23 protein-coding genes, 1 tRNA gene and 1 riboswitch are annotated in these 24,033 nt (G+C 62.0%); of the genes, 17 read left to right on the top strand and 7 right to left on the bottom strand.

Features of this window, described 5'->3' with window-relative positions; all coding sequences use genetic code 11:
* The first annotated feature begins 255 nt into the window (after positions 1-255).
* Together AADZ90_RS05090 and AADZ90_RS05085 are read left to right on the top strand one after the other, a co-directional pair.
* Positions 256-1,281, top strand: a complete 1,026-nt coding sequence (locus AADZ90_RS05090) for a polysaccharide biosynthesis/export family protein (protein ID WP_411996944.1) — start codon at positions 256-258, stop codon at positions 1,279-1,281.
* Between the two features lie 80 nt (positions 1,282-1,361).
* Positions 1,362-2,159, top strand: a complete 798-nt coding sequence (locus AADZ90_RS05085; RefSeq protein ID WP_367308835.1) for a DUF2793 domain-containing protein — start codon at positions 1,362-1,364, stop codon at positions 2,157-2,159.
* On the opposite strand, the gene AADZ90_RS05080 is transcribed toward AADZ90_RS05085, so the two are convergent.
* Both AADZ90_RS05080 and tsaD read right to left on the bottom strand, forming a co-directional pair.
* The gene (locus AADZ90_RS05080; RefSeq protein ID WP_367308836.1) at positions 2,156-3,025 is read right to left on the bottom strand and encodes an NAD-dependent epimerase/dehydratase family protein; all 870 of its coding nucleotides are present in this window, start codon (positions 3,023-3,025) and stop codon (positions 2,156-2,158) included. The genes AADZ90_RS05085 and AADZ90_RS05080 overlap by 4 nt on opposite strands.
* Positions 3,022-4,116 carry a tRNA (adenosine(37)-N6)-threonylcarbamoyltransferase complex transferase subunit TsaD gene (gene tsaD / locus AADZ90_RS05075; RefSeq protein WP_367308837.1) on the bottom strand — a complete coding sequence of 365 codons (1,095 nt, stop codon included), beginning with the start codon at positions 4,114-4,116 and terminating at the stop codon, positions 3,022-3,024. The genes AADZ90_RS05080 and tsaD overlap by 4 nt, the downstream gene beginning before the upstream one ends.
* Before the next feature lie 56 nt (positions 4,117-4,172).
* Between tsaD and AADZ90_RS05070 the strand changes: the two genes are divergently transcribed.
* From AADZ90_RS05070 to AADZ90_RS05050, 5 genes are all read left to right on the top strand, one after another.
* Positions 4,173-4,919 (top strand): uroporphyrinogen-III synthase, encoded by a 747-nt coding sequence (locus AADZ90_RS05070; protein WP_367308838.1) that lies wholly within the window; start codon positions 4,173-4,175, stop codon positions 4,917-4,919.
* A gap of 48 nt (positions 4,920-4,967) precedes the next feature.
* Positions 4,968-6,443, top strand: coding sequence for a hypothetical protein (locus AADZ90_RS05065; RefSeq protein ID WP_367308839.1), 1,476 nt, complete (start codon positions 4,968-4,970; stop codon positions 6,441-6,443).
* A 9-nt stretch (positions 6,444-6,452) separates the two neighbouring features.
* The gene (locus AADZ90_RS05060; RefSeq protein ID WP_367308840.1) at positions 6,453-8,039 is read left to right on the top strand and encodes a heme biosynthesis protein HemY; all 1,587 of its coding nucleotides are present in this window, start codon (positions 6,453-6,455) and stop codon (positions 8,037-8,039) included.
* Between the two features lie 66 nt (positions 8,040-8,105).
* Positions 8,106-8,181 (top strand) — tRNA-Thr (locus AADZ90_RS05055).
* A 982-nt stretch (positions 8,182-9,163) separates the two neighbouring features.
* On the top strand, positions 9,164-9,358 hold the full coding sequence (locus tag AADZ90_RS05050) for an ATP-binding cassette domain-containing protein (RefSeq protein WP_411996943.1): 195 nt from the start codon (positions 9,164-9,166) through the stop codon (positions 9,356-9,358).
* A gap of 768 nt (positions 9,359-10,126) precedes the next feature.
* On the opposite strand, the gene AADZ90_RS05045 is transcribed toward AADZ90_RS05050, so the two are convergent.
* Together AADZ90_RS05045 and AADZ90_RS05040 are read right to left on the bottom strand one after the other, a co-directional pair.
* Positions 10,127-10,393, bottom strand: coding sequence for an MBL fold metallo-hydrolase (locus tag AADZ90_RS05045; protein WP_367308842.1), 267 nt, complete (start codon positions 10,391-10,393; stop codon positions 10,127-10,129).
* 140 nt (positions 10,394-10,533) lie between these two features.
* On the bottom strand, positions 10,534-10,755 hold the full coding sequence (locus AADZ90_RS05040) for an MBL fold metallo-hydrolase (RefSeq protein WP_411996969.1): 222 nt from the start codon (positions 10,753-10,755) through the stop codon (positions 10,534-10,536).
* Here AADZ90_RS05040 and AADZ90_RS05035 point away from each other — a divergent pair.
* The 6 genes from AADZ90_RS05035 to AADZ90_RS05010 all read left to right on the top strand — a co-directional run bounded on the left by AADZ90_RS05035 (position 10,645) and on the right by AADZ90_RS05010 (position 15,561).
* A complete protein-coding gene (locus tag AADZ90_RS05035; RefSeq protein ID WP_411996970.1) occupies positions 10,645-11,079 on the top strand; it encodes a hypothetical protein in 435 nt (144 codons plus the stop codon). The genes AADZ90_RS05040 and AADZ90_RS05035 overlap by 111 nt on opposite strands.
* Positions 11,065-11,172: riboswitch (guanidine-I (ykkC/yxkD leader) on the top strand. Its footprint overlaps the gene before it by 15 nt.
* 89 nt (positions 11,173-11,261) lie before the next feature.
* Positions 11,262-12,320 (top strand): putative urea ABC transporter substrate-binding protein, encoded by a 1,059-nt coding sequence (locus AADZ90_RS05030; protein ID WP_367308844.1) that lies wholly within the window; start codon positions 11,262-11,264, stop codon positions 12,318-12,320.
* Between the two features lie 21 nt (positions 12,321-12,341).
* Complete coding sequence (locus tag AADZ90_RS05025; protein WP_367308845.1) at positions 12,342-13,154, top strand: ABC transporter permease; 813 nt, start codon at positions 12,342-12,344, stop codon at positions 13,152-13,154.
* Positions 13,151-13,918 carry an ATP-binding cassette domain-containing protein gene (locus tag AADZ90_RS05020; protein WP_367308846.1) on the top strand — a complete coding sequence of 256 codons (768 nt, stop codon included), beginning with the start codon at positions 13,151-13,153 and terminating at the stop codon, positions 13,916-13,918. Before AADZ90_RS05025 ends, AADZ90_RS05020 begins: the two co-directional genes overlap by 4 nt.
* Positions 13,899-15,143 carry an agmatinase family protein gene (locus AADZ90_RS05015; protein WP_367308847.1) on the top strand — a complete coding sequence of 415 codons (1,245 nt, stop codon included), beginning with the start codon at positions 13,899-13,901 and terminating at the stop codon, positions 15,141-15,143. Before AADZ90_RS05020 ends, AADZ90_RS05015 begins: the two co-directional genes overlap by 20 nt.
* A complete protein-coding gene (locus AADZ90_RS05010; RefSeq protein ID WP_367308848.1) occupies positions 15,133-15,561 on the top strand; it encodes a hypothetical protein in 429 nt (142 codons plus the stop codon). The genes AADZ90_RS05015 and AADZ90_RS05010 overlap by 11 nt, the downstream gene beginning before the upstream one ends.
* 617 nt (positions 15,562-16,178) lie before the next feature.
* On the opposite strand, the gene AADZ90_RS05005 is transcribed toward AADZ90_RS05010, so the two are convergent.
* A complete protein-coding gene (locus AADZ90_RS05005; protein WP_367308849.1) occupies positions 16,179-17,747 on the bottom strand; it encodes an AfsR/SARP family transcriptional regulator in 1,569 nt (522 codons plus the stop codon).
* Between the two features lie 127 nt (positions 17,748-17,874).
* Between AADZ90_RS05005 and AADZ90_RS05000 the strand changes: the two genes are divergently transcribed.
* From AADZ90_RS05000 to AADZ90_RS04990, 3 genes are read left to right on the top strand one after another with little or no spacing between them, the layout of a single operon-like run.
* The gene (locus AADZ90_RS05000) at positions 17,875-18,969 is read left to right on the top strand and encodes a phosphatase PAP2 family protein (RefSeq protein WP_367308850.1); all 1,095 of its coding nucleotides are present in this window, start codon (positions 17,875-17,877) and stop codon (positions 18,967-18,969) included.
* Positions 18,960-19,205, top strand: a complete 246-nt coding sequence (locus AADZ90_RS04995; RefSeq protein ID WP_367308851.1) for a hypothetical protein — start codon at positions 18,960-18,962, stop codon at positions 19,203-19,205. Before AADZ90_RS05000 ends, AADZ90_RS04995 begins: the two co-directional genes overlap by 10 nt.
* Positions 19,202-20,947: a S8/S53 family peptidase gene (locus AADZ90_RS04990; protein ID WP_411996942.1), complete on the top strand. Its 1,746-nt coding sequence runs from the start codon at positions 19,202-19,204 to the stop codon at positions 20,945-20,947. The genes AADZ90_RS04995 and AADZ90_RS04990 overlap by 4 nt, the downstream gene beginning before the upstream one ends.
* A 260-nt stretch (positions 20,948-21,207) precedes the next feature.
* Here AADZ90_RS04990 and AADZ90_RS04985 read toward each other — a convergent pair whose 3' ends face one another.
* Positions 21,208-21,981, bottom strand: coding sequence for a division plane positioning ATPase MipZ (locus AADZ90_RS04985; protein ID WP_367308853.1), 774 nt, complete (start codon positions 21,979-21,981; stop codon positions 21,208-21,210).
* Positions 21,982-22,142: 161 nt separating this feature from the next.
* Here AADZ90_RS04985 and AADZ90_RS04980 point away from each other — a divergent pair, with 161 nt between their 5' ends.
* On the top strand, positions 22,143-23,504 hold the full coding sequence (locus AADZ90_RS04980; RefSeq protein ID WP_367308854.1) for a TrkH family potassium uptake protein: 1,362 nt from the start codon (positions 22,143-22,145) through the stop codon (positions 23,502-23,504).
* Between the two features lie 9 nt (positions 23,505-23,513).
* Here AADZ90_RS04980 and AADZ90_RS04975 read toward each other — a convergent pair whose 3' ends face one another.
* Complete coding sequence (locus tag AADZ90_RS04975) at positions 23,514-23,942, bottom strand: hypothetical protein (protein ID WP_367308855.1); 429 nt, start codon at positions 23,940-23,942, stop codon at positions 23,514-23,516.
* Between the last annotated feature and the right edge of the window lie 91 nt (positions 23,943-24,033).

Here is a 24,033-nt window from a genome sequence, read left to right as displayed (position 1 = left end):
CTTCCTGTATTATCCATTTCACACGCCTTACCCGCCTGAAGAAGGTCCGCCAAGGGTCGCGGCGGCGCGTTCTGCCAATTGACGGCTTCTTAGGGGCATGTAGTATCCGCCCGCGGAGCGAAGCACTGCTTCCAATAGCCAAAAGGGCAGTCCGGGGGACATGATATGGGACGATTGAACCGGAACCTCCGGGCCGTGATGATTGTCACGCTAACGCTTGTGCTGGCCGGGTGTTCGCTACCGCGGAGTGCGCCCATGGAGCGCGAGATCGTCCGTGGGGCCAACAAGGACACTGCGGATTTCGCGGTTTACCCCGTCACGCGGGCCTATCTTCCAATCATCGCAAGCTGGCCATTCGATGACGGGCTGCGCCACAACTGGCCTTCAGCGGGCGGTGGATCGTTAAATCAGGTCATCCGACCAGGCGATCAGGTCTTTGTCACAGTCTGGGATAACAACGAGAACTCACTTCTGACCGCGCCGGGCATGAAGGTCGTCGAACTGGCCAATATCCGGGTTTCGCCAGGTGGGACGATCTTCTTGCCCTACATCAACACCGTCCAGGTCGCCGGCCGAACGCCGGAAGCGGCGCGCAACCTGGTTGAGCGGCGCATGGTCGAGGTTCTGCCATCGGCGCAGGTTCAGCTGCGGATCGAACAGGGCCGTGCAAGCACGGCCAACCTGGTTACGGGTGTCTCTGCACCGGGAACTTATCCGTTACCGGACGAGAACGTCTCGATCCTCAACCTTATCGCGTTCGGCGGGGGCGTTGCGCCAGGCTTGCGGAACCCGCAAGTGCGTTTGCTGCGCGGGAGCGAGCGGTTCGAAACCTCAGTTGAGAATCTGTTCGAGAGTCCCCGGCTCGATGTGCGCGTACGCGGTGGGGATCGTGTCTTGGTGGTCGAAGATGACCGATATTTCCTCACGCTCGGCGCTGCGGGAGCGCAGACACAGATATTCTTCACGCAGACCTCGATCAGTGCGCTCGACGCCGTCTCGCTGATGGGCGGAATTCAAGCGGCGCGGGGGGATCCGCAGGGTGTTCTGGTCCTTCGGGAGTACGGCCCCGGCGCCATAGGACCGAGCGGTCCGACCAAGCAGAGGGTCGTTTTCACCATCGACCTGACAGAGACGGACGGCCTCTTTTCAGCCCGACGGTTCAGGATCCAGCCGGGCGACGTGGTTTTGGCAACCGAAAGCCCAATCACAACAACGAGCACAATCATCGGCCTGATCGGCAGCGGCTTCGGTCTGGCAGGCCAGGCGCAGCGGTTCCAGTAGGGACGCAACGCGCGCCGACCTAGGCGCGCGTTTACCATTGATCGCGCAAAGCGGTCCCTGCCATTTTCAAGGGGACCGCCATGACCGACCAATCGCCGATACTCGCCCTGCCCTACATCCAACCGTCGCAGGCGCAGAAGCATGTCACCCATAACGAGGCGGTTCGTCTGCTGGATCTTCTGGTGCAACTCAGCGTGACGTCTGCTGACCGGACGATCGCTCCGGCTGCCGCGGCGGAGGGTGAACGCCACGTGGTCGGTACCGGGGCGACGGGCGATTGGGCGGGTCATGACGACGAAATCGCGATGCGCGAGCATGGCGTCTGGCAGTTCTTCACGCCGCAGCCGGGGTGGCGGGCCTATGTCGAAGAGGCCGATGGGATGATCGTCTTTGGCGATTTGGGGTGGGAGCCATTCGGCGCCGTTCCCGAAGAGTTGCAGAACGTGCAGCGGGTCGGTGTCGGTACGAGCGCGGATGCGGGCAATCCGCTTGCCGTATCCGGACCGGCGACGCTTTTTACCCATGCAGGGGGCGGGCATCAGGTGAAGCTGAACAAGTCTGACGCTGACGATACGGCGAGCCTTCTGTTCCAGACCGGTTGGAGCGGCCGAGCCGAGATCGGGACGGCGGGCAATGACGACCTGTCGGTGAAGGTGAGCGCTGATGGCTTGGCCTGGGAGGAGGCGCTGCGTATCGATGGGGGGACTGCGGCGGTGACGATCGGGACGGTGCTTGCGTTGACCCCGGGATCTGTGGCCGGCCTGCCTGTGGGTGCTGCAGCCGGTACGCTCGCCTTCGTCACCGACGGTCCCGCGGGGTCGCAGCCGGTCTATTCGGACGGTGCCGTGTGGCGAGCGATGGATGGGACGACGGTTTAGGCCGTGAGGTAGCGTCGCAGGCCGTCTTCGAGCGGGATCTTGGCGCGCCAGCCGAAGGTCTCGGCGGCGCGGGTTGGGTCGAGGATGGTCGATCCAGCCTCAGCGACTGCAGGTCTTCGCTCGATCTGGAGCGTCTCACCGGTCAGCCTCTCTGTCATCGCGATCAGGTCGATGACTTTGGTCGCGATGCCGGTCCCTATATTGAAGGTGTCGTTGTGTGAGTATTCGAGGGTGGCCGCGATGGCTGCAACTGCATCTTTGATGTGCAGGTAGTCACGGCAAGTAGCTCCGTCGCCGAAGAGGGTGAAAGGCCTGCGGTCTGCCAGCCGGTCACGGAGGATGCGGATGATGCCCTGCCCGGGGCGGGCGGCTTCAGACCCGTAGAGCGAAGCGAAGCGAAGGATTGTTAGCGGTAGTCCCGCCTCAGCCAAGAAGGCCGCTTCCGTTGCCAGCTTGAGGTTGCCATAGGCGGAGATTGGTCGCGGTTCTGTGGTTTCCAAGACAGGGGCGCGTCCCGGGGCGCCATAGACGGCCGCCGAAGAGGGCAGGATCAACCGTCCACGCCATCCCGCCTGTCGCAGGGTTTCAAAGAGCATGGCCTCGGCCTTGGCCTTGGCGAGGTGGGACGAATCGGCTGAAGAACGAGGATCGGCGAGGCCAGCGCAGTGGATGATCGTTGCCTCAGGAGCTACCGCGCCAAACCAGTCGCGGTCGAAAAGATCCGCGGTTCGGTAGGTTTGGATATTGCGTGGGAAGGGGGTTTGCGGCGCACTGCGATAGATGGCGATGATTTCGGTCGCGGGGAGACGCGTGGTGGCCTCGTAACCCAGCATACCAGACGCACCCGTGATGACGACCGGCGTCACGCCTTGGCGCCTCGTTTACCTGCGCCGAGCATTGCAGGCGCCTTCTGATCCAGCGGCCAGCGGGGCCGCGCAGCGAGGTCGAGACCGTCCTGCGCACCGGCGATCAGGCGCTGGGCGCCAGCATAGGCAATCATTGCCGCATTGTCGGTGCAGAGCGCCAGCGGAGGGGCGACGAAAGCCATGCCCTGTTGTCGGGCGAGCTTCTCGAGGCCTGCCCGTAGCATGCCGTTTGCAGCGACCCCGCCAGCGACGGCTAACGTCGGTGTCTTGGGGCGCTCGGCGAGATAGATGTCGAGGGCGCGGCGGGTCTTTTCGACGAGGATGTCGCGCACAGCGAGTTGGAAGGCGCCACAAAGGTCGGCGCGGACAGAGCGTTTCAGGCCGCCATCCCGGGCCACGGCCGCGTCGCGCTGGCGCAGAACGGCGGTCTTGAGGCCCGAGAAGGACATGTCGCAACCGGGTCGATCAAGAAGCGGACGGGGCAGCGCGATGGCGCGCTGATCGCCGTTGCGGGCCTCCGCCTCGACAGCCGGTCCGCCGGGCTGGGACATGCCAAGCAGTTTCGCTGTCTTGTCGAACGCTTCACCTGGTGAGTCGTCGATAGTCCCACCGAGGCGTGTAAAGTCTTCATCGCCTCGCACGATCAGGATCTGACAATGGCCGCCCGAGACGAGCAGTAGGAGGTAGGGGTAGGTGACGTCATCGGTGAGGCGGGGCGTCAGGGCGTGACCGGCAAGATGGTTCACGCCGATCAGCGGCAGGCCAGTGGCGGCGCTGAGACCCTTGGCGCACATCACGCCCGCGAGCACGCCGCCGATCAAGCCTGGGCCAGCGGTCACGGCGATGCCGTCGAGATCCTCGAGCGCTAGACCAGATTGAGACAAAGCGTCCTCAATGCAGAGGTCGATCTTTTCGGCGTGCGCTCGGGCCGCGATCTCGGGCACGACACCACCGAAGCGAGCGTGCAGCTCAGACTGGCCGTAGACGACATTCGACAAGATCTGAGCCTTTGATCTGTCCACGCGCAAAACGGCCGCGGCAGTGTCGTCGCAGCTGCTTTCGATCCCGAGGATATGAAAGGTACCGGTCATGGGCCCTGGCTTGCCTTGAACCGTGCGGCAGGTAACACTTGCGGGCCCGGCCCACAATGATCGAGGAAAGAGTGATCAAGCGTGGCGTTCCCGTCCTGCTAACCCGGCCAGTGGAGGTTGCCGCTCTATTCGCTGCGTCGTTGCGGGCAAGCTTTGGTGATCGCGTCTCGCCGGTCATTGCACCTATGGTGGAGACTGTCGATCACCCAGCCGAGATCGACTGGAGTGCGGTGTCAGGCATCATTGTGACATCGCAGAGCGGGTCGGGGCGCCTGGGCAAGCTGGGAATGCCGAAGGGATTGTCCTGCTATTGCGTCGGTGAAAGGACCGCAGCAGTGGCGATGGAGCAAGGTGCGGTCGTCAAGGTTGTCGCGCCGGATGCCGACCGTCTTGTCAACGAGGTCATGGACGCTGCGCCGGCCGGGCCGCTTCTCTACCTGCGGGGGGAGCCATCGCGTGTTCCGATCGCGGCGCGTTTGTCGGAGGCCGGCCTCGACGTGACCGATGTGGTGGTCTACGCGCAGCGCGACGTGCCGTTGTCCCCGAAGGGCCGGGTCGTACTGGATAAGGAGCGGCCGGTCATCCTGCCGGTCTTTTCCCCTCTTTCTGGACAGCGACTGGCCCGTCTGGCGCCTGTTCGAGCGCCGGTGACGCTCGTAGCGATCAGTGAGGCTGCCGCGGATCCAGCGCGGGCACTTGGTGTGGCCACAGAGATAATTGCACGAAACCCAGACGGACCTTCGATGGTTAGGGCAGTAGGCGATGCGCTTGCCATGCTTGAGCCGTCCCCGCCGCCGGACTAAGTAACGAGAGTGGCTTGCATTGGGTGGGCCGGAAAGGGAGGGCGCCCAGTGACCGGAACCGACGAGACCCCTGACCGGAAACAAAAGGACGATCAAGACGTCGACGCCGGCGTGCCGGAGGATGGCGCGGAGGTTCCGCCGAATGCACCGGTTATGGTCGACCCTCAGCTAAAGGACGCAGACGAGGTTCCGGCGGAAGGGGCTGATGTCCCGGACTATGCGCCGGTTATGACTGATCCGCAGTTGAAAGATGCGCCCACCGAACGGGATGTTGACGACGGCGTGCCCGAGGGTGGGGCAGAGGTACCTGACTACACGCCCGTGATGACGGATCCGCAACTACTGGACGAGGATGGTTCGCCTCGGGGTGTGGACGCCGGCGTGCCCGAAGGTGGGGCTGAGGTTCCGGATTATGCACCGACAATGGTGGACCCTCAGCTGCAGGAGGCGACGAGTACCCGGAAAACAGAGGACACCGAACCGCAACCCGCTCCCGCGCCTGCTGCCGCAGCTGCGACGACGAAGTCTTCGGGTGGAGGTGTCTTCACGTTGTTGCTTGGCGGGGCGCTGGCCGCGGCTTTGGGATTTGCCGCGGCGTTCTTCTACTTCGAAGGCGAGTTGGCCCCCGGTGGAAGTTCGGCAGAGTTGGAAGCGACGCTTCAGGAGCAGAGGCAGCGGATCGACGCGCTTGAGGCCGGTCTGGCCGATGCGGGGACGCCGGGAGAGGATCCGGCGCTTGCTGAGGAGATCGCGATCTTGCGCGAAGATGCCTCGGCACAGGTGGCCGATGCGGTTTCGGCGGTCACGGCACTGGACGAGCGGTTGGCGGGAATCGAGACCCGTCTTGCCGACCTCGAGGCCCGCCCTGCCGGAGGCGGCGACGGCCAGCCTGCGGATCTCGGCGGTTTGCCGGACGATGTCGCGGCCTTACGCGGCACTGTCGAGACGATTGCGGACGACCTATCGGGCCTGCAAGACCAGATCGGCGAACTTGAGGGTCGGATGAGCCGTCAGGAAGAAGGCGCGATCGCCGCCGCGGATGAAGCGTTTGCTGACGCTGCGCTGACCCGCATCCAGACAGCCCTGGGGACCGGAGAGCCGTTTGCCGATGCACTTGCCGATCTCTCTGCCCGGATGGAAGCGCCTGAATTGGCCACGCTGGGGGAACATGCCGCGTCAGGTGTCGCGACCGCTCAAGAGCTGGCCCGCGACTTTCCCGCCGCTGCCCGCGCTGCGCTGTCGGCAATCCGGTCGGGGAGCGAGGCGACGGGCCTTGGTGCCTTCGTTCAGTCACGGCTGAATATCCGATCGGTCGAACCACGCGAGGGTGACGATCCCGATGCCGTTCTATCTCGCATCGGGGCAGCGGTTGATGAGGGACGGGTGGCCGATGCGCTGACCGAGATTGACCTGCTGCCGGAAGAGGCACAGACCGCAATGGCCGACTGGATTGTCGCGGCTCGGGCGCGGGCTGATGCTGTCAACGCCGCCTCTACCCTCAATGAGACCATGATCTCGAATTAAGGACAGCTTATGCTTGTTTCCCTCCTCAAGGTTCTGTTTTTCGTGGCGCTCGTCATCGCGATCGCCTTCGGCGTCGAACAGGTGATGCAACTCGATGGTCAGGCGATAGTTACCTTCGGCGGGTTCGAAATGACGCTCAGGCCGCTGGAGCTGCTGATCGGCGCTGGAGTGCTGCTCCTGACAATCTGGGTCACGATCAAAGCGATTGGCTTCCTGGTTGCCTTTGTGAAGTTCCTAAACGGAGACGAGACAGCGATTTCGCGCTATTTCAATCGAAATCGCGAAAGGAAGGGCTTTCAGGCGCTGTCCGAGGGCATGATGGCGCTCGCCTCGGGCGAGGGGCAACTGGCGATGCAAAAGGCGGAAAAGGCGGATCGCTACCTGAACCGGCCGGAGCTGACGAACCTGATCACAGCGCAGGCGGCCGAGTTGACGGGGAACCGTAAGAAGGCCGAGGAGACCTATAAGAAGCTTTTGACTGACGACCGGACCCGGTTCGTGGGCGTCCGCGGGATCATGAAGCAGAAGCTCGCCGATGGCGATACCGACACGGCCTTGAAGCTGGCCGAGAAGGCTTTTGCACTGAAGCCGAAGCACGTGGAGGTGCAGGATACGCTTCTCAAACTGCAGGCGGATCGCGCCGATTGGGAGGGCGCGCGGAAGACGCTAAGCGCCAAGTTGAAATCGGGTTCCCTGCCGCGTGATGTCCATCGTCGCCGCGACGCCGTGCTGGCCGTCAGCCAGGCCCGCGATGTGCTGGCCGAGGGGGCCACGATCGAGGCGCGGGAAACGGCAATCGCGGCCAACCGCCTGTCGCCCGACCTGATCCCGGCCGCCCTGATGGCGGCACGCAGCTATATCGAGGACAAGAAGCCGAAATACGCGACCCGCGTCATCAAGAAGGCGTGGGAGGCGCAGCCGCATCCCGACCTCGCCACCGCCTTTGCCGAGATCGAACCTGAAGAGAGTGCCGAGGCCCGGATCAAGCGCTTCCAGACCCTCATCCGGCATAACCCGGACAATGAGGAGACCAAGATGCTGATGGCCGAGCTTTACATCGCGGCCGAGAACTTCCCGGAGGCGCGTCGGGCGCTGGGGGATCTACCGGTCGAGCATCCGACGGCGCGCAATCTGACGATTATGGCTGCGATCGAACGCGGTTCGGGTTCAGACGATGCGATCGTTCGGGGCTGGCTGACCAAGGCCCTGACGGCGCCGCGCGGGCCGCAATGGGTCTGCGAGAATTGTTCCCAGATTCACAGTGCCTGGCATCCGACGTGCTCGAATTGCAGTGGCTTCGACACCCTGGCCTGGAAGGAACCTCCGGCGGGTGAGATTTCGATGCCGGCCTCAACAGAGATGTTGCCGCTGATCGTCGGCAGTCCGAACCAGCCCAGTGCGCACGGCACCGCCATCGTCTCAGCCGAGGCCGCGGAGAGTCCGGTGGCTGAGAGCCCGCAACCAGTGGAAGGGGTCGTCGCCGAGGATGCTGTTGTCGTTGATGCGTCAGACGATAATAGGACCGACGACGGCGGGCGCGTTGAGGAGGAATTGGAGATCTTCCCGCTCGAAGAAGACCAGAAGAAGTCCGCCTGAACCCCCCGTCATAGGTGCATTTTAGGGCTACCCTCCCACGCGCCACGATGCTAAGTCCCGCGCCGGGCCGCTGTAGCTCAGCTGGTAGAGCACGTCATTCGTAATGATGGGGTCGGGGGTTCGAGTCCCTTCAGCGGCACCAGATCTTCTCAAGACAGCCTAAATTGCGACGATCTTGGCGCTTTTGGAAGGGATAAGAGATGCCTTCCCAAAGGAACCGAAGCCATCGTTTCGCGTGAGATGGTGCAGCGATGTGGGTAGCTCTTCCGATCGACGTGACCGAAAATGGTAGCGTTTATCAATGGAATGGAGTGCTCGTCAGATCGAGCACCGTTGGACCAAAAAAACGTTTAGCGTTACCCTGGCCTTCAGGGATGCTGTTGGGGGGGAATTGTTGGCTTCGGTCTTTGGAATGACGTTCTCGCTAGCGCCTTAGAGACACGCTTTACCGGATCCGGATTTCCCTACCATCCCAAACTTAGACGTCGGCAGCGGGAGCGGATGATCAACGGTTGAGAGACTGTTGAGAGCACAGCGTGTTGTAGAATGAAAGGCCATGTCGGTGAGCAGCGACCGCGACTTTGGCTCGTTCGCGTTGACCGAAACCCGTCCATCCTCGGCTGATGACCGGCGCAAAGACGATTGGCCGTACTGCCTGACACGGTACCAGCGACCTCACAGGGGGATCTAGACTGATGGATAAACCGAAGAGACGGACATGTCTCAAGACCGGGGTGGCTGGGGTCTCCGCTATCGGACTGGCCCCATCCACATAATGCTGGCCGTTTTGATGGTAGCCGATGGCTTTCCGGTTCAGCCTATCTTCCCGAAGGAGAGCAACCCGAAGGACCATGAGCCTTAGTTTCTCTCAGTCTTGTCAGAGAGGTCTGGGGAGGCGGCCGAATTCATCGACTTCTCGTCCGACCCCACGACGCAGGCCCTGATGAGGCGCAAGATCGGAACGGCGCCGTTGGTCGACCGATCAATGACGGACCTGACAGAAAAGGAATTCACCTTCGTTTCCGGCACACGCGCCATCCGCCCGGCCTACGACGCTTTTATCGATCGAAAGATCTTCATCAAGGAAACCTGGGACAAGATGCTAGCGGGAGCCTCACGCCCCTATGGCGGGGGGCGAGCTTCAACGGATTTCCAAGATGTTCGGTGGCACCCGTGCCGTCGAACCGACCGATTTGACCTTTCTTGACGGCGAGTTGATTGGCCTTCTGGGCCCTTCGGGCTGCGGAAAGACAACGCTTCGCCCGAGGTGCATCAGGCGTCGTCAAACGCCATGGAGTACCTGCAGACGGGTGCGGTGATGACCGCCGAAGATATCTTCGTGGCAATAGGGGCGGGGCGACTGGAGGCTGAGTGATCGCTGAACAGGACCTGCCGGGGCACTGGTGCCGCGACTGGCTGCCGGGTAGGCCTTCGCTTCGATGATACGACACACGTTCATTGGGTGCAGGCGGGTAGGTACTATGCCGCCATCCGGATCCCTGCGGACCGCCCAGTTCTGACCGGGAGAAAGCTGGCCGACGCGCCGCCTGAGACGCTGCGATTGCTCATACAGGCTGAGGCTTTCGCCGGAACGACGGATGTGTCTTGTGGAATCTGCACTTGGCATCGCGCGGTGAACTGGCACGGGCACCAAGACGAAGTTGACACGGGGCGCATGTCATTCGACGGCGATGCACTGATCGAAGAAGAGGTCCATGCATCCTATACCGGACGCTGGCTTCACGAGGGCGGCTGCTTTAACGCAAGGCTCTTTACTCTGGTGGCTTCAGTGGCGTCCTCGTGGCAGACGAGACGCGGTTTGTGATCGTTTCCTGCCGCCTCGACGTTCCGTCGTCAGAGACCCTGGTTAACGAAGTCGATGCGGGGGGCGTTTCCGATGATATCACTGCGAACTTTGCTCCTCACTGCCTTTTCGAGCAATGGCGGGGTGCCGAGGGCATTGTTTGCCTGTCAGCCAACCCGGTTCGTGAAGATGCAGCTTTGCTGCGTCGAAATGAGAATGGGCTCGTCCTTCGCGATGTCGACCTTCACGGCCTCGCGACGACAGGGTATCTGCGACCCTAGCCTTACTGCCACAGGCCGAGGTAGTGATCCAAGATCGCATGGTATCTCTCATGTCCGGCGGCAGGATCGTCCCCGTCATAGACCTGGCCCACGGGCATGTCGCGGAGCCGCAGGAAGGTCTGACGGTAGTCGGCGACGCTCGTGCCGGGTCGATCGTCGATTGGTGGCCCGTCATGGATTGCATCCGCGCCGAATAGTGCTCCAGATCCTGCGTGCCACAAACCGATCTGCCCCGGAGCGTGGCCCGGCATATGTAGTACCTCGGCCACTCAATCTCCCAGATCCACAACCTCTCCTCCCGAAGCAAGGTGTGTGACCGGTGCGCCGCGTAACCCATAGGTCGCTGGATCGTAGTCTGCCCAAGGGATTGCATCGAGAAGCAGCGGCCATAACTGCGGGTAGCCCGCGTCTAGGAACAGGCGCTGCAGACGGTCCGGGATCTCATCGCCATCGAGGCTTTAGGGTGTCGGACCGGCCATCTCATTAGCTTCGAGCGAATGGCCAAACGGATGTCGAACCCATGCGCCGCGCTGATGTGGTCGACATGGGCGTGGGTTGTGAACAGGACAAGCGGTCTGCCCTGCTGCGGCCGGATGCCATCGATGACGGGTCGCAACGGCACGATGCCCATGCCGCTGTCGATCACCAGATCGGTCCTGGATGCGAGAACGAGAAAGATGTTTGCGGAAAAGATCGGGTGGACATGCGGCTCGGCCACGCACCAGATCCGCAGGCCGACCTGCGCAATCCGGTACCACGAGGAGGCGCCGGAAAGCGTCATGCCGATGGCATGCGCTTTACACCGATCTGTTCCAACTTGTCTGCCTATCCCTTCAGCAAGTTGTCTGGTTTTGCCCAAGTCTCAAGCAGGTCGTTGCAAGGCGGTGTGCAAAAGCGATGGATCGTTGGGATCAGTCCGCACTCCCGACGCACAGTAGATCCGCAGGGCGTCTAGGGTTCCGCTCCGTTCACGGGGGCCTGGTCCGAGAGATGCCGCCCGCGCGGTAAACCCCGCGCGAGTACACGGCGGGACAAAATCCCGGGAGAGCACTGCGACGGGTTTGTAGGTCTCTCAGGTTCCGCCACCGCATCCCAGATAAACGATCCCGGCGGAACGACGTAGAGGAAGGCAACCCAATGTCTGTACTTCGCCATATCGCGGCTTCCACGGCCATTCTCTTATTCGGCCTCGCCGCACCCGCGCCCGCTCAGGAAAAGACCGACTTCCGCATCGCTTGGTCAATCTATGTCGGCTGGATGCCCTGGGGATACCTGGAGGACTCGGGCATTATGGACAAATGGGCCGAAAAGTATGGGATCGATGTCGAGATCGTACAGATCAACGACTACGTCGAGTCGATCAACCAGTACACGGCCGGAGCCTTCGACGGCGTCTCAGCCACAAACATGGACACGCTCTCCATCCCGGCGGGCAGCGGGGTGGATACGACCGCGCTGATCGTCGGCGACTTCTCGAATGGCAACGATGCCGTCATTCTCAAGGGCGAGGGTGGCCTGTCGGACCTTGCCGGCAAACCAGTGAACCTGGTGGAGCTTTCCGTTTCACACTACTTGCTAGCACGCGCGCTTGATAGCGTTGGATTGGCCGAAGCCGACCTTGCCGGCGTCGTCAACACTTCGGACGCAGACATGATCGCCGCGTTTCAGACAGACGATGTGGAGGCCGTCGTAACTTGGAATCCACTCGTCTCGACCATCCTCGATGATCCAGCAGCGAACAAGCTGTTCGACAGCTCGGACATCCCCGGCGAGATCATCGACCTCATGGTCGTGAACACTGAGACCCTTGAAGCGAATCCGGAATTTGGCCGAGCTCTGGTTGGCGCCTGGTACGAGGTGATGGGCCTGATGATGGCGGGGGACGAGGAGGTGCTGACCGCGATGGCCGAGGCTTCCGGCACCGACTTGGAAGGCTACAAGGCCCAGCTGGCGTCCACTCAGATGTTCTATGACCCCGCGGATGCAGTTGCCTTCGCGCAAGGCGCCGAACTGCCATCGACCATGACCAGTGTCGCCGAATTCCTGTTCGATAAGGGCATCCTTGGCGAAGGCGCGCCGTCAGCCGACTTCATAGGCGTGGCCTATCCTGACGGTTCGACCACAGGCGATCCGAATAACGTGAACTTCCGCTTCGACACGACCTACATGCAAATGGCAGTGGACGGCGCGCTCTGATCACAGGGCGGAGGCAAAGCCGTGCGTTGGATAAACAGGCGTCCAGGCGTTGTGCTGAGGGTGGTTCTGATCGGCTTGCCCTTTGTCCTGTTGTTCCTCGCCTATTCGATCGGATCCGAGATCCGGCTGGCCGCCAACCCCTCCGATAGGCTGTTGCCCTCGCCCGCGACGATCGCTGCCACGGCGGAGCGCCTCTTTACCGAGCCGGACCGGCGTTCGAGCCGGATCCTGCTTTGGCACGACACCTGGGCCAGCCTGCAGCGACTGTTCGTTGGCGTGGTGATCGCAGCCATGCTCGCGACGGTTCTCGGGCTGTTGATCGGCTTGTTGCCCCATTTCCGGACCGCTCTTGCCGGTCTGGTGGCAGTGGTGTCGATGATCCCGCCACTCGCGATACTGCCGATCCTCTTCATTGTCTTCGGTCTGGGGGAGACATCGAAGGTCGTGCTGATCGTGATCGGAATCCTGCCTTTCATGATTCGGGACCTCAGCCAGCGTGTCATCGAGATCCCGCGCGAGACGATCGTCAAAGCCGAGACACTCGGCGCATCGAGCTTCGTCATAGCGATCCGCGTCGCGCTGCCGCAGATGCTTCCGCGCCTGATCCAAGCGGTGCGTCTGTCGCTTGGGCCTGCTTGGCTGTTCCTAATCGCCTCTGAGGCGATCGCAGCTGAACAGGGGCTTGGTTACCGGATCTTCCTCGTGCGCCGTTTCCTCGCGATGGATGTCATCCTGACCTATGTCATCTGGATCACGTTTCTGGCCTTCATGATGGACCTCACCTTGCGGTCACTGTCCCGTCGCCTGTTCCCGTGGACGGAGGTCACGCTGTGAGCTTTGTGACAGTCGAGAACATCTTTCAATCCTACGGTCGCAGGCCAATCCTCGAACGGGTGAATCTGACGGTAGATGAAGGGGAGTTCATCTCGATCGTTGGCGCATCAGGCTGCGGCAAGTCCACTTTCTTGCGGTTGCTGCTGGCTCAGGAGCAACCAAGCCGCGGTGAAATCCGCATTGCTGACGCCCCGCCAGCTGCCGAACCGGGGTTGGACCGTGGCGTGGTCTTTCAGAAATACTCGGTCTTTCCTCATCTGACGGTGCGCGACAATGTGGTGGCGGGCGAAAGTTTCCGTAGGCGGTGGGGCTATTTTACCGGCGCAGCCCGGCGCGATGCGATCAGGCGCGCCAACGAAACGCTGGCCCGGATCGGCCTGTCGAACGTTGCCGATCAGTACCCGGCTACGTTGTCGGGGGGCATGCAGCAGAGGCTGGCGATCGGCCAGGCTTTGGCCGCAAAGCCCCGTATCCTTCTGCTGGACGAACCTTTCGGTGCCCTCGATCCCGGCATCCGTCTTCAGATGCACGGTTTCCTGACCGATCTGCGGGCCGAAACGAACATGACCGTCTTCATGGTGACGCACGATCTGGCAGAGGGCTTCAAGCTGGGTGATCGCGTCGTCGTCTTTGACAAGCCCCGCTGGGACCCAACGGATCCAGACCCGTACGGCGCCACCATCACCTACGACTTCGATGCCCGCGATGGCGGGATCCCGTTTCAACGCATTCAGGAGGAAATCCATGCTGTTCACCCCGCCTGACCGGACCCGATCGCACCATCCCAGCGACCTGCGCCGTGATGCGCGCCGGTTCCATCACCCCGACCTGACCCGGCTGCAAGGCTGGAAGTCGATGAAGGCCGAGGCCGATATCCCGGAGGGCAGCTGGGATGAGGAGCGGCGCTGGGCCCTGCGCATGGGCCTAACTGGTGCGGATTCGATCGAGGATAAGTCGATCCCGACCTTCGCGCGGGGCGAGCTGCCGCATTACGCCGGCATCAACACCTTCCTCAAGGCGCCCTATGCCGAAGACGTAACGGAGGTGAAGGACTATGATGCCACAGTTCTGGGCATCCCGTTCGATGGCGGCACGACCTATCGCCCCGGCACGCGTTTCGGTCCGCAGGGCGTGCGGAAGATCAGCGCGCTTTATACACCCTACAATTACGAGATGGGGATCGATCTGCGCGAGCAGATGACGTTATGCGACGCAGGCGATGTGTTCACCATCCCAGCCAATATCGAGAAGAGCTTCGACCAGATCAGCCGCGCCGTCAGCCACGTATTCTCGTCCGGATCGCTGCCGGTCATGATCGGCGGCGACCACTCTATTGGATTTCCCTGTGTACGCGGCATCGCCGGATGCACCTCAAAGAAGATCGGCATCGTCCATTTTGATCGTCATGCCGACATCCAGGAAAAGGACCTGGACGAGCGCATGCACACCACACCGTGGTTCCATTCGACCAACCTGCCCAACGTACCCGCCAGGAACCTCGTACAAGTGGGCATCGGCGGCTGGCAGGTGCCGCGAGAGGCCGTCAAAGTGGCCCGCGAGCGTGAAACCAATATCATCACCATGTCCGATATGGAGCGGATGGGTGTGGACCGCACAGCCGAGATGGCGTTGGAAATGGCCTGGGACGGCGTTGACATGGTTTACATGTCGTTTGACATCGACAGCATCGATTGTGGCTTCGTTCCTGGCACCGGCTGGCCGGAACCAGGAGGCTTCCTTCCGCGCGAGGCGCTGTCGCTTGCTTCCAAGGTCGCTGCCGAGGGGATCTGCGGGATGGAGTTGGTCGAGGTCTCACCGCCTTACGATACGTCGGATATCACGGCGCTAATGGGCACGCGGGTGATCGTGGATGTGTTAGGGTCACTGGTCGCAAGTGGCAGGTTGGGCGCCCACAAGGCGCATATCGACAAGCCTGTCACCATCCCGCATGGCGACTTTGAAGGAAAGCGGTGGTCCAATGCCACATGACATCGTGAACGGCCATATCGGCCACAACCTCCACCACGATCATCTGCACAGCCATATTCCTCCGGAGGATGCGGCGGCTGAGTTGCAGGTCATGGCCACGCAATTCATCGATGGTTTCATTCAGGCCGCCGATAAGACGAGCTATCTGCGCTTGGCTGGCGTGCCGTTCGAAAGGCAGGGTGCGGGCGGGACGAACGCGCTGAAGCTGGTGGATATCGAGCTCAAGACCGAATGGCAGGTGGGCACTGCATCGCCGTCTTTCGGATCGCGCGACCTGAGCTACTTACCGTTTCCAGGTGAGATGGTTCGCGAAAGGACCAACATGGCCCTGATCTACGTTTCAATCGATGAGAAAACATTGATCGATATTCGTGATTTCCTGGCGCAAAGAATGAGGGATCCGAGAGAAGAACGGTGACCGCTCCAGCATCTGCCCTCTTGTCAGCGGTGATGTCCCGGATCTGGGCGCTTCTAATCTCTTCTGCATCAAACATAAGCCGGCGGCCACGCGTGTGAGGAAAGCGCTCCCTGCTCGAGGTACTCGAATCTTGCAGAGGTGGAGAGGCGAAAAGGGCGATTCCCCGAAGAGATGGATAAGTCGTTAGGCTCAGAAAACCATCAAGCTGGGGATCTACAAACGCCGAAGCAACTTAGGGGGCCAGGGCTTGGGTGTTTGGCGGTCATCGATGCTGACGTGAGAGGTCCCCTAAAAGCGCAATCCGCAAGCTTACTTGAAAGACACACCCTGCCTGGGAGGAAAGCGGGTCGCGACGGTCCTGGGGCACTTGTAACAAAACACTCACAAATCCAGTTCCGGCGCGACCCGGTAACACGAAAAAACGGTCCTAGTAGGAAAGAAGTCTCAGAATAACAACAACTTGATACTGAAAAGGTCTTTGCTGAGACTTGCCACCCATCCCCATTTCCGTGTCTGTAAACCGAATATTAACTATTGCTGTGAATGTGGCGTGAATCCGCCGTCAGTTTTTTGTGAATTCGACAAGATTTCGAAGTTTTTGAGGCGCAAACCGGTCATCAGATCAGTTGCGAGTGTGTGATGTCCAACAGTCTGGCGGCTCTCAGACTCGCGACAGGGTATTCGGGGCTCGACATCAGTTCGAGAGAGAAGTCCGGCTCTAACTCGCGAAGCCTATATAGGGCGGTTTCGGCTTCCGAGACATTTCCGAGCTTGAAATGAAGGGCCGCCAGAAATCTTAGTGCGGGGCGAAAAGTTGGCGCATAGCCGTGTGAAATCGCGGCATAGCGTAGAGCCTCGTCAAGACGCCCTGCGCGAACTGCTGTCACGGAGCATCCAATCGCGGAGCTTGCGGGGCTGAGGGCCGACAACGGATCTTGATGCGCAGTCAGAGCGTCAGCATGGGCTTCATCGTGCCGACCCGCCTGCGCAAGCGTCACGGATCGGCTGATATGGGCAAGCAAGTTCCCCGGATCAGCCCGCACGGCCCGGTTAGCCAAGTCTGATGCCAGCTCCAGATGACCATTTCGCACAGCAACGAAAGACGACACGCTCAGCACCGTCGCGTTCTGGGGCGCCATACGCAGGGCACGATCGGCGAAGTCCGTTGCCTCCTGCCGGGTCTGCCGGAAATCCTCTGTTTGCCGCTCGAGGATTTGCGTGTTCCGGATGTAGGCCCTCAACGCCAGAACAGTGTGGCTCTCTTCCGCGGTGCCGAGGATCGAATCGGCTCTCAACAGATTCGACCGGGAGTAGCCGAACACATCGGTCAGTGAGACCGAACTGCCCCTTGCGTCGCTCTCGGTGTCTGCTGATCCCGCATGAAGGAGTGCGAGGGTCGTTTCACCAGAAACCTCCCGAAAGCGGTTCGCGACCCTTGAGCGATCGGTTTCAAATGTTCTGCTCCAGATCTGCTGTCCGTCGCGGCCACGGCAGATTGAGACATGCAAGGCCAGATCGTGAACTGCCCCGATCCCGCGGACATGAACTTCGACCGCATCGGGAAAGTCAGTCTTCGCCGATGCATCATGAAAAATTCGCAAGGGTAGGAAGTCGGATGCTCGCTGTGCGGCATCCCGCAGCGCAAGGTCGGCAAATCCGTCGAGTTGTTTGTCGCCCGTTTTAGGCGGTGTGAGGATCACTGCTGCAGGCTCGAAGCGGATAGTGGGACGGGTATCTCGTGAAACTGCTGTCGCCGGCTTGGCGCTCCATAGCTTCGAAAAGTGCTGGCGCTGGAGGAGAAGCCACTCTTCAAACTCACTGTCCCGAATATCCAGATCGTCCGCGAACTCTGTTGTTTCCGGTACGGCGTTCGCGGGCAGGTCAAGAGAGATGTCGATGACGTTTGGATCAAGTCCAATCCATCCCGGTCCGCTGACAAGCGCCGAGCGCAACGGCCCGAACGTGCGGCGGATCTCCGTCAGCGCCTGACGCAGACTGGCGCTGCCCTGTTCCGGTGACCGCTCGCTCCACAGCTTGTCCTGGAGCTTGGCGCGGGACATACGATGTTCGCGCGCGGTGCCAAGAATGGCCAAAATCCCCCGGGCCTTCATGGACAGCGGAGTCCGATCCTGCCCCTCGCTGTCTACAAGCGATACAGGTCCGGCAAGTGTGAGTGTCGCACGCATGTCAGCGATCCGTACAACTCCTTGGAACATTTACGAAGTTATCGCTCTACCCAGCATTTACGCATGGTCAACCTTCCAAGGCGACGCTAGCATATTCTCGTTGTAATGCGAAACAGGGAGGCATCCTGTGCTTCAAAACGCCGAGAATGCGGAGAACGCAGAGAATGCGGAAAACGCTGAAAACGCCGAGAATGCCGAAGGGCGATTTGCTGGCGGAGGACGCGGGTCGTTCTTGCTTTCGACGGCTCTGGCACGCACCCGCGATGGAATTATCGGCACCGAAATAATCACCGGGGCGCTTGGGACGATCCCCGATTTGTCTCTCGGCCATCGCTTTGATCGGCTTAACGGGTCGCATCGGACTGCGGTGCTGCTTGCCGAGATTCTGGCGGATCTCGAGTTTTCAAGCAACGCGGCGAACCCGGATGCGCGGGCCACGACCTCTACCCTGTCGGTCCGTACCAATGCCGGGACGCCCACTTACGCGACGCTTCTTGAAATGATTCGCCCCTCGAATGCCGAGTTTGAGAGGGATACCGAGATGGTCGCCAACTATGCCGATCTCCGCACCGAGCGCCTGCCGGAGATCTTTACGCAGCGCACCGATGTCCTCTCATTCTTCGGGGCGATCGACTATCTCACGCCGACGCGGAACAAGTGGACGATCTATCTGCTGTCGATCGTCCTCGACATCGCCACATCGGTCGCGCAGACGATGAAGCTCACGCTCGCCTGTCCGCGGCCGATCGTCTTCACGCCGAAGCTGCAGCCCCTGATCCAGACACCGGAACACGGCAGCTATCCCAGCGGTCATGCGACGCAAGCCTTTGCAGTCGCTACGGTTTTGGCCGAGCTCGCCGGGGCCGGTGTAGCGGCGGACAGCCAGCGGTTTCGGCTCGCATCGCGAATCGCTGCGAACCGGACGGTGGCCGGGGTGCACTTCACCTCGGACAGTGCGGCCGGAGCGATCCTTGGGACAACGCTTGGCCAGTACCTCGTCGCCCGTGCAAGGGGCAGCGGGTCGAGCCCGGCGCGGGAGTTCAAAGGTCAGAACTATGTCGAGAACGGCGCGACGCGCGACTTCACCTATGCCGAGTTCGCGAAGATGCTCGCCGGCGATCCCTCGACCTCTCAGACCGGGACGGTCACGCCGCGGCCCGCCGATATCCTGAACTGGATCTGGACCAAGGCCCTGAAGGAGCACGCGGACCAATGGACCTGAAATGGGATACCTGTGAGGACGACAACGCGCCGCCCTTCGACAACGACACCGATCCGGCGATCCATTACTGGCTGTCGCAGTTGCCGGTGGCCGCGCCGGGGCTGCCGACAGAGGACAAGCGCCGGAGCACGCTCGACCAGACCGTGCGGCTGAGCAAGAGCGCCGAAGAGCTGGTAGAGCGGGCCTTCGGCGGCGTGGACAGCAGCGACAAGCCCGTGGGGAAGTCCTTGAAATGATTGCGATGCAGGCGCTTGATGCGTTCGACGGGCTGCTCGACAACATCGCGGGGCTGGCCGAGAGCGACTCGCTCAACGCCGACCCTCAGCCCTATGACGAGACGACCGAAGAAGACTTCCCCTATCTCACCAAGGACGCCATTCCCGACGATCCGTCGAAGGCGGCAATCATCGGGATCATCGACGATGCGCTGCCGTTTGCCCACGAGCAGTTCCGGGTAGGAAAGGCAACGTCCCGCATTGCCTCTGTCTGGTTTCAGGATGCCTTTTGGGATCCGACAAACCCTGTCGGCCAGGATCTCCCCTTCGGGAAAGAGCTTCGCGGAGGGCAGATCACCCAGCTGCTGAAGGAGCTGCAGAACGGCACGCTGAAGAGCGAGGGCGACCTTTATCGCAAGGCGGGCGTGCTGGACCTCAACCGGCCGGTGCCGCCCCGGCTGGCCCTGACCGGCGGTCATGGGGCCTCGGTCGGGGGGCTGGCGGCTGGCGTCTCGCCCAAGGATCCTGATCTCGGGCAGGCGTTGCCGATCATCGCGACGTGCCTGCCGCCCGCGGTTATCCGGGATACGCTGGGCTTTGCGGCGCCATTCTATATCATCCTCGGGACGCTTCAGATCATCTTTCGGGCACGCCGCCTGTGCCGCTGGATCGAGAGGGTCAAAGGCCTGCCTGCGAACAGTGTCAGGCTGCCGGTTCTGATCAACCTGAGCTTCGGCCTGACCGCCGGGCCGAAGGACGGATCGAGCCTGATGGACCAGCTGTTCGACGCCATCGCCGATGTTCAATCGCCCGATCTTGGCCCGGTGCGGTTCCTGATCGCGATGGGCAATCATCGCCTGTCGCGGGTCCGGGCGCGGGTGCCGGCGAATGCGGCGGAGCCGCTGGATTGGAGCGTGAAGCCGGACGACCGCACGGCCAGCTTCGTTGAGATCTGGGGGGCGCCGGGCGGCACCAGGCCGCCATCGCAACCGATGCAGATCGAGGTCACGCCGCCGGGGCAAAGCACTGCGATCACAACGACTTTTGCCAGTCACGGCACCTACCAGAACTTCTTTCTGAACGGCCGCGAGATCGCGCGGGCCTATCTGCAATTCAAGCTGTTCGAGGGACGCGGCAGAGAGGTCATCACCCTGGTCGTGCCGCCGACGGTGCCCGAGAAGATCGGCGAGGATTATGGGGTGCCCGGTCGCTGGCAATTGCGGGTCATCGCCCCTGCCGGGGCCTTTTTCGACTGCTATATTCAGCGCGACGATACCGTGCCGGGCTTCGGGGTTCGCCGCGGGCGGCAGTCGCGGTTTCAGGATCCGGATGATCCGATCTACGCCCCAGATGGCCGGCCGATCCTGTTCGATCCGCCGGGGAAGATGACCGGGGGGCTGCGGATGGGCACGATCAACGCCTTTGCCTGCGGGCGCAATCAGATCCGCGTCGGTGGGCTCTACGAGGAGAGCTGCGAGACGGTGCCGTATTCGGCGCTTGGCTTTGAGCAGCCACAAACGGCGGCGGAAGGGGATGTGCGGGCATCGTCCGCGGTCAGCACGGTTCTGCGCAGCCTGCCGGTCATGGGGATGCAGAGCGGGGGCCGTTGGGAGATGGCGGGGACCAGCATGGCGACGCCGATCGTGACGCGGGCGCTTGCCCAGGCGTTTATCGATGGGGCGGTGACGGATGACAGCCATACGGGGCTGGTGAAGCTCTTGCGGAGCCGGGTGCCGTGCAACGGGCCGCCGCTGACGAGTTGAGGACCGGTTAAGATCGGGTTGCGAGGACGTTCGGTGGGCTGAGACAGGTATCGGGCGGAACCTGCACGAATCATCCTATTTTGCGCATTAACCTTGATTTTGCAGGGGGGCGGCGTTCCGTCGGCTTTGTGTCGGACTCCTGTCGGACAAAGGGATCGGAAATCGGCCTGATTAACGGTGCGGACGGTGGCGCGGCGCGCAACACCGATTCAATAATGAATTTGACACGAAATTGTCTCGTAAAATGAGACAATGATGCGCTAGACCCGGACCTGCACCCCCGGCAGGTCGAGGGCCTTGAGCAGGTCGCGCACCTCCTGCCGGGCGGCGATGTTCGACATGTTGAGCTGGCGGATGCCGGTATCGCGCAGGTCGAGGAGGGTGAGGCCCTTGGGAAAAAGCTCCCGAAACACCACGCGTTCGCCGAAGCCGGGCGCGGTGCGGAAGCCGATCCGGCGGGAGAGGAGCGCGAGCGCGGTTTCGACGCGCTTCTTGTTGACCATGTTCTGCGCGCCCAAGCGGTTGCGCACGACCACCCAGTCGATCGCCTCGCGCCCCTCGCGGGCGCGCATCTGGCGGGCTTTCCACACCATCTCGGCATAGACGCTGGGGCCTTTGATCTTCTCTCCTTCGCCGTCGATCCGGGCGAGAAGGTCGAAATCGACGAAGCTGTCGTTCAAGGGCGTGACGAGCGTGTCGGCGAGGCTGTGGGCCTGTTCGCTGAGCGCATTGTGCGAGCCGGGGCAGTCGATCAGGACGAAGTCGTGGTGGGCGAGGCTCGTCACCAGTGCGGGCAGGGCCGCCTCGTCGATCTGGGGCGCGTCGACGAGGGTCGGCGTGGGTAGGGCGGGGCCGCCATTCGCCATGAAGTCCTGCCGGTTCTCGATATAGCGGCCCAGCGAGCGCTGGCGGAGGTCGAGGTCGAGCACGGCGATGTCGTGGCCCATGCGGGCGAGCGCCGTTGCCACGTGCATCGACACGGTGGATTTGCCGGCACCGCCCTTTTCGTTGCCGACCACGATGATATGCGCCACGTCTGCCTCGGGATTTTCGGGAACTTTTCGAGGCTCCGTATATTTGGTTCATCGCGGCAGCGAAAGCTGGCGCGCGGGTCTTTACGAAAGGAAAGCTGCCCGGTGGTCGCGACTTTCAGGCTGGCCATTGCCAGCGCGTCGCCGGCGGCTCTCGGACATAGATGACGTCACCTCAAGCCCCCGAGCCGGTTCTGCACGGCATGGCACGTTTCCGGATGTTCCTGCTGAGTTTGCCGCCGGCAAAGATGCTTCTGTTCGGCTATGCGCTTTATATGGTGACGGGCTGGATCCTGCTGGCGCTCCCTTTCGCGCAGGAGGTGCCGGTCGCGCCGATCGACACGCTGTTCATCGCGACCTCGGCGGTGTCGACGACCGGCCTCGTGACGGTCGATCCGGGGACGAGCTTCACGCTGTTCGGGGAGATCGTGATCATCCTGCTGATCCAGGCCGGGGGGCTGGGTTATATGACGCTGGGGTCGTTCGCGGCGCTGGCCTTGCAGAACAAGCTGAGCCCGGTGCGGGAGAAGGCGACGCGAAGCGCCTTCAACCTGCCCGAGGACATCAAGATCGGGCCGTTCATCCGGTCGGTCGTGATCTTTACGCTGATCTGCGAGGCGATCGGGGCGCTGATCCTGTACTTCATGTTCCGGGCCGAAGGGGTGGAGGGCGCTGTCTGGAGCGCGATCTTCCACGCGATCTCGGCCTTCTGCACGGCGGGGTTCAGCCTGAACTCGACCAGTCTGGAGGCGTTCCGGGACAATGCCGGGATCAACATCGTCGTGTCGGTGCTGTGTATCCTGGGCGCGATGGGGTTCCTGATCGTGGTCGATGGCTGGCGGAACTTCACCGGCAAGGCGCGGCATCTGGGGTTCACCAGCAAGGTGATCGTGCGCATCACGATGAGCTTTCTGCTGCTCGGCACGATCTTCATCTTCGTGGCCGATGCCTCGCTGCAGGAGCTTGCGCCGCGGGAGCGTCTGTTGGCCGCGTTCTTTCAGACGATGACGGCCTCGACCACGGTCGGGTTCAACACGCATCCGATTTCGGCGATGTCGCTGTCGGTGATCGTGGTGCTGTTCTTTCTGATGGTGATCGGCGCGTCGCCCTCGGGGACCGGGGGCGGGCTGAAGACGACGTCGTTCGCGGCGCTGGTGGGCCTTGTCCGGTCGACGCTGAAGGGGCGGGAGCGGGTGCGGTTCGCCAAGCGCCAGGTGCGGCTGAAGACGCTGCAGACGGCGACGGCGGGGCTGGCCTATTACATGGTCCTGATGCTGGTCGCGATGATGCTGCTGTTCCTGACGGAGCCGGCGGCGGCGTTCGAGGTGGTGATGTTCGAGGTGATTTCGGCGCTGGGCACGGTGGGCCTGTCGCTGGGGATCACGGGCGATCTGTCGGTGCTGGGCAAGGTGATCGTCATCATCCTGATGACCGCCGGCCGGGTCGGGATCCTGACCTTCGGGATCGCCATCGCGGCCCATGACGAGAGCCGCGAGGAAGAGCGGGACAACGAGCTTGTCTGCTAGGGGCCGGGATCAGCGGCGGGCGCGGGCGCGGTACTGGATCCGGATGGAGCCCGGTCCGGCCTCTGCTGCGGGATAGCCCGTGGCCTTGCAGTTTCCGGTGGCATCCTCGGCCCTGCGGACGTTGCGCGGCTGTTCCCAGTAGCTGAGATCCTCGAGCACGACTTGGTCATTGATGAGGACCTTGGCCTGGCGAAGGCCGCGCCGCAATTCCTGACGGTAGATCGAGGTCGGGATGATCGCCGCGCCGCAGATTTCGATCTGGCCGTTTACGGCGATCGGCTGCCAGCCGATGATCTGGCCGACCGTGCCGTCGGTCCAGCGGGTTTCTGTAAATTCGAGTTCACTGGATGGAATTTGGCGCGACAGAACCTCTTGCGCGCCTGCAATGCTGGCGGTCAGGGCGAAGAAGAGCCCGGCCGCTAGGTCTCTGAATGTCATGGTCTTTCCTTGTCAAAACCCCTCAACCCAAAGTTCGTTTTGTCGGCTGCACCGCCGGGCCGCAACCCGTTTTTCTGCACATGCAAAAACG

The sequence above is a fragment of the Aestuariibius violaceus genome, assembly GCF_040779325.2.
In the GTDB taxonomy this organism is placed as follows: domain Bacteria; phylum Pseudomonadota; class Alphaproteobacteria; order Rhodobacterales; family Rhodobacteraceae; genus Aestuariibius; species Aestuariibius violaceus.
Note: the sequence above shows the minus strand (reverse complement) of the source record. Positions and strands in the feature narration are given on the sequence as shown.